Source organism: Psychrobacillus mangrovi (assembly GCF_037104765.1).
Taxonomy (GTDB): domain Bacteria; phylum Bacillota; class Bacilli; order Bacillales_A; family Planococcaceae; genus Psychrobacillus; species Psychrobacillus mangrovi.
The window spans coordinates 1-4,715 of sequence record NZ_JBAWSY010000041.1; the positions used below are offsets into that span (position 1 = coordinate 1).

The 4,715-nt window shown below is 34.5% G+C and carries 2 protein-coding genes; one reads left to right on the forward strand and one right to left on the reverse strand.

The features are described 5' to 3' along the window. Positions 1 to 492 precede the first annotated feature (492 nt). Positions 493 to 3,015, forward strand: a complete 2,523-nt coding sequence (locus WAX74_RS20865) for an EAL domain-containing protein (protein ID WP_336499573.1) — start codon at positions 493 to 495, stop codon at positions 3,013 to 3,015. A gap of 313 nt (positions 3,016 to 3,328) precedes the next feature. Here WAX74_RS20865 and WAX74_RS20870 read toward each other — a convergent pair whose 3' ends face one another. Continuing rightward, the gene (locus WAX74_RS20870; protein WP_336499574.1) at positions 3,329 to 4,564 is read right to left on the reverse strand and encodes an IS110 family RNA-guided transposase; all 1,236 of its coding nucleotides are present in this window, start codon (positions 4,562 to 4,564) and stop codon (positions 3,329 to 3,331) included. Between the last annotated feature and the right edge of the window lie 151 nt (positions 4,565 to 4,715).

Genomic DNA, 4,715 nt, shown 5'->3' on the forward strand with positions numbered 1-4,715 from the left:
TTAGTTGTCGGGATCAAGTCCCACGAGCAGTTCCGTTCTACCCCGGTACTATCAATCTATAAATTGAATAAAAAATAGTCAACCAGATTTTCTCTGGCTGACCTTATAATACGAACGCAGCAGTTTAATTGAATTAAATAGTAGGGAAAAGCGGATGAAAAAATGAAAATAAAATGGCATAGTCTTAAGAAGGTACAGGAGTACTAGGGGGTGTTGATTCATATGGATCAACGCCTCTTTTTATTAAACTTATTGAACAAAAGGGACAGGGTAGTTGAAGCAGCATTTATACATTGGAAGAATAAGTACAGAATTAAAGGTATTTCAATTCTGAATAGCTTTTGATAATGACATTGTGTATTGCTCTTTATTTTTTTTTTGGTAATTTTATCTTTTTAATTAGAAAAAATGGTAGTATGCTAATACTAAAGTTATTTTTAATTTGAATATTCACAATGATGACTTTAGAATCAAAAAGTTAGGAGTATATCCATGATGAAGCATGTTAATAATGATATTTTTTACCGTTCCCTGTTTGAACATAACCCAGATATAGCCCTTTATTTAGATAGAGAAAGTGTTATTGCTAAAGCAAATCAAAATTTGTCTAAAGTGATGGGTTACTCAGTTGAGGAAGTTTCTGTTACACCACTTATTAAGTATTTACCAAAGTCTGATCAGGATTATTATCAGACTTTGTTTTTAAAAGCCTTTAGTGGAGAACCAAAAAGTATGGAAACCTTCTTTAAACATAACAACGGTAAAAGTATACCGATTAATCTAGTACTGATTCCTGCGATTATTGAAGGTAAAGTCACTGGTGTTTTCGTTATTATAAAAGATAAATCTGAAACTCAAAAAATTGAAAATAGTTTACTGGAGTCGGAAGCAAAATTTAGAGGGATAGTGGAAGAAGCTTTGGTAGGTGTTTATATCTTAAAGGATAATCAGCTCTTATATGGTAACCCATACTATCATCAACTAATTGGAACTAAGTACCCTGACTCCAATTTCAATATTATTAATTATGTTCATCCTGAAGATAGAAAAGAAATTCTATCTAACTTTGATTCGTTAAAAGATGGTAAAGAAGGAATAACACATTATGCTCGTGCAATTCGTGAAGATGGGTCGGAGATAAGGGTCGAAGCTCGTTCCAAATTAATTTATATAGACAATGACCCCATAATTATGGGTACAGTCATAGATATTACAGAGAGAGAAAAATCTTGGGAGCAGATAAATTATCTTGCCTATTATGACCAATTGACAGGTTTACCAAATCGAAAGTCTTTTGAAGAGACTTTGGAAAAAGAATTAGTAATTGCTAAAACGTTAGATCAGAAGATGTCAATTATGTATCTTGACTTGGATCGATTTAAATATACAAATGATACACTTGGTCACCGTGTTGGGGATAAATTATTGAAGGCTATTTCTAAACGCCTTCAGATAGTACTTGGAGATGAACACCAACTGTTTAGGACAAGTGGTGACGAGTTTGCAATCATTTCTCCTGATTGTAAAAATATCAACATGATAATTGACGTAGCAAATCAAATTATTAGTTCGATGGAAGAACAATTTGTCATTGCTCAATTTAGACTTTTTATGACTACAAGCATTGGCATTAGTCTTTACCCGACTGATGGTGAGGATACAATTTCCCTCATGAAAAATGCAGATACAGCACTACATATCGCAAAAGGGGAAGGGAAAAATACATTTAAAGTATATTCTTCTACAATGGATATTCGGACATTTAGGGCTTTTAAGTTAGGTTCTGACATTCGTTTAGCACTTGAAGAGGATCAATTAGAGTATTACTTTCAGCCAAAGGTAAGCACAAAGAATAATAAAATAATAGGGGCTGAAGCGTTAATTAGATGGAATCATCCAGAATGGGGGATACTATCTCCGAATGAATTTCTTCCGATTATTGAAGAACATGGGTTATTAGCTGAGGTGGGTATTAAAATGAATTGGAAGGTAGCTAAGCAAATCAAAGCTTGGCAAGAAATGGGCTTACCACAAATACCTATTTCGGTGAATTTATCAGCAAAACGATTTTTGGATATAAACCTCGTAAGTAACTTTCAGGAGATTTTAGTCGACACGAAACTCGATCCTGAGTTTTTCGAAATAGAAATTACCGAGACTTCTATGTTAGAAAATGAGAAAATTGTGTTGACGACATTAAATGATCTCATTAGAACGGGAATATCTATTTCCTTAGATGACTTTGGTACAGGATACTCTTCACTTTCTTATCTAACCAAGTTTAATAAATATATCAATACTTTGAAAATCGATCGTTCTTTTATAACCCATTTAAGTCTTGATGAAGAGAATGAATCGAACTTAATCACTCAAACCATGATTAATCTTGCAGAAAGCTTGAAGATGAACGTTGTAGCGGAAGGAGTCGAAACTTATGAACAATATCATCTTTTAGAGCAAATGGGATGTAATATTGTTCAGGGATATTTATTTTCAAAGCCTCTACCAGCTACTGAATTTGAAGAATTATTAAAGATTGGGACAATTGATTTACCTAATGTACCTAAATTAGATAATCGAACATTAGAGGAAAATAGAAAGTTTTTCAGAGTCCCTCTTCATTTCCCACTGAGTGGTTCAATGACTCTTACAAGAATCAATGGTCGTACAGTGGATGTAGGAAAAACGGTAATATTAATTGAGGATATTGGAATTGGTGGGCTTCGCTTTTTAACAGATTTAAAACTTACAGTAAATCCTAATATAATTTTTGAATTTGAGACTTATTTATTTGGAGAGACTATTAAACTACTCGGCTCTATTGTCTGGATGAATGAAGTAAAACCCTATATTTATCAATATGGCTTAGAATATGCCATTGATGAAAGTGAACGTGCTGAAATTACCCCAATTTTAAATAAGCTTGTTATAAAGCTTCGAAAAGCCCCTTTAGTCCCTGACTGTAGTTTTGTAACTGAAGATCGTTATACTTTTATAAAAAAGTTACGCAATTAATGTTAGTATTACCCATAGCCTTGAACTAAGGTTTCTTTCGGTGGGAGTTTTAGAAAAAAATTAGCTTACTAAGAAATACTAAAGAGGTAAGAAGTAAGCAATTTCCCTCCTTAACATTGCTATTATCTTAAGTTCTATTGTACTATTCTTTCAACTATTATTTTGAGATACATCTTCAACTAAACCAGCTAATAGAATGTCAAGAAAAACATTTTAAATCGAAAACCGGTTCATGCTATACTAAAAATGTGCAACTCAAATAACCCTCCGAATTTCATTTGGAAGGTTTTTGTTGTATTTGAAAATACTGTTACTAAATAGTTTCTTGGAACGGTGTTTTCGTTTTTAACATGGCATAAATCCAGTGTAAAAGCTTATTAGCACAAGCGATAATAGCTACTTTATACGGTTTACCTTCTTCGCGTTTTAAATCATAGAAGGCTCGTAATCTCTTATTTCGTGCAATTGTTTCTTCGGTTGTCTTCTTTTTACGACTATCACGAATGGAACACCGAACGGCAGTATAAAGCGTATGGCGTAGCCTAGCTGAGCCACGCTTGGTAATGTGATTTTTCGTGCCTTTAAAGCGACCTGATTCAAACACACTGGGATCAAGTCCTGCAAAAGCTACTAACTTTTTGGGATGATTAAACCGGTCAATTTCCCCGATTTCGGAAATAATCGTGGCTGCGATTTTTTCACCTACACCGGGAATTGATTGGAGTAATTCATATTCTTCAAGTTGTGCCGCTAACTGATTAATCTCACGCTCTAACGTAGAAAGTTGTTGGTGGTACACTTGAAGTAAATCAATATACATATTCAGACTAACCAACAGACTTTGATAAAGTGTTGACTGAAATGGATTACGTTTTGCAGCTGCGATTAATTTCACAGCTCTTTCATACGCCCATCTAGTCGAACGTGCTTTGCAATGCTGATTAATAAATTGTGCAATTTCTTCTACACCTGCGTCTTTGACTGCTTCAGAAGTAGGGTAAGACTGTAAAGTCTTTAATGAAATCTCAGCGTATAAATCACCAAAAACTCCTTTATACTCTGGGAATACTTGATCTAATATCGCTTGAAACTGAAGCTTTGTTTGAACCATGATTCCCGTCATATTTTCTTGTTGCCTTGTCAATTGCCGAAGGTTTAAAAGCTGAATACCACGCTTTTTCTGAGGCTCTAAATCCTCTTTGTAATATAGTTCACCTAAGTGATAGGCATCAATGGCATCTGTTTTCGTTTTCCGTAAGTTAGAGCTTTTGGCTCGGTAAGATACCAACGGGTTAACGATAATCACAATATACTCTCTTGCTTCTAAAAACTGAACAACCGGGGCATGATAGTGGCCCGTTGATTCCAAGACGACAGGTGGTTTCATCTCTGTTTGACGCTCTAAATCTAGTAAATAAGAGTGTAACTCTTCTAATCCCTCTACTGTATGTTCTACTTTTACACTGTTTTTATAAGGCATTTTTTTGTCCAAGAACATTTGAATCTGACTTTCACCTTTTGCGACATCCAGACCAACAACTGGATTCATATATTATCTCCTCCTTATGTAGTGGATTGACCGGTAACCTCTATCTACCTTGTTATTCATATCTTCGCTTGTTATACGAGATCATCATGTCCCAACCAGCCTAATCATGTGTTAACAAGTAGAGGGCGAACTGTTTAGTTGTCGGGATCAA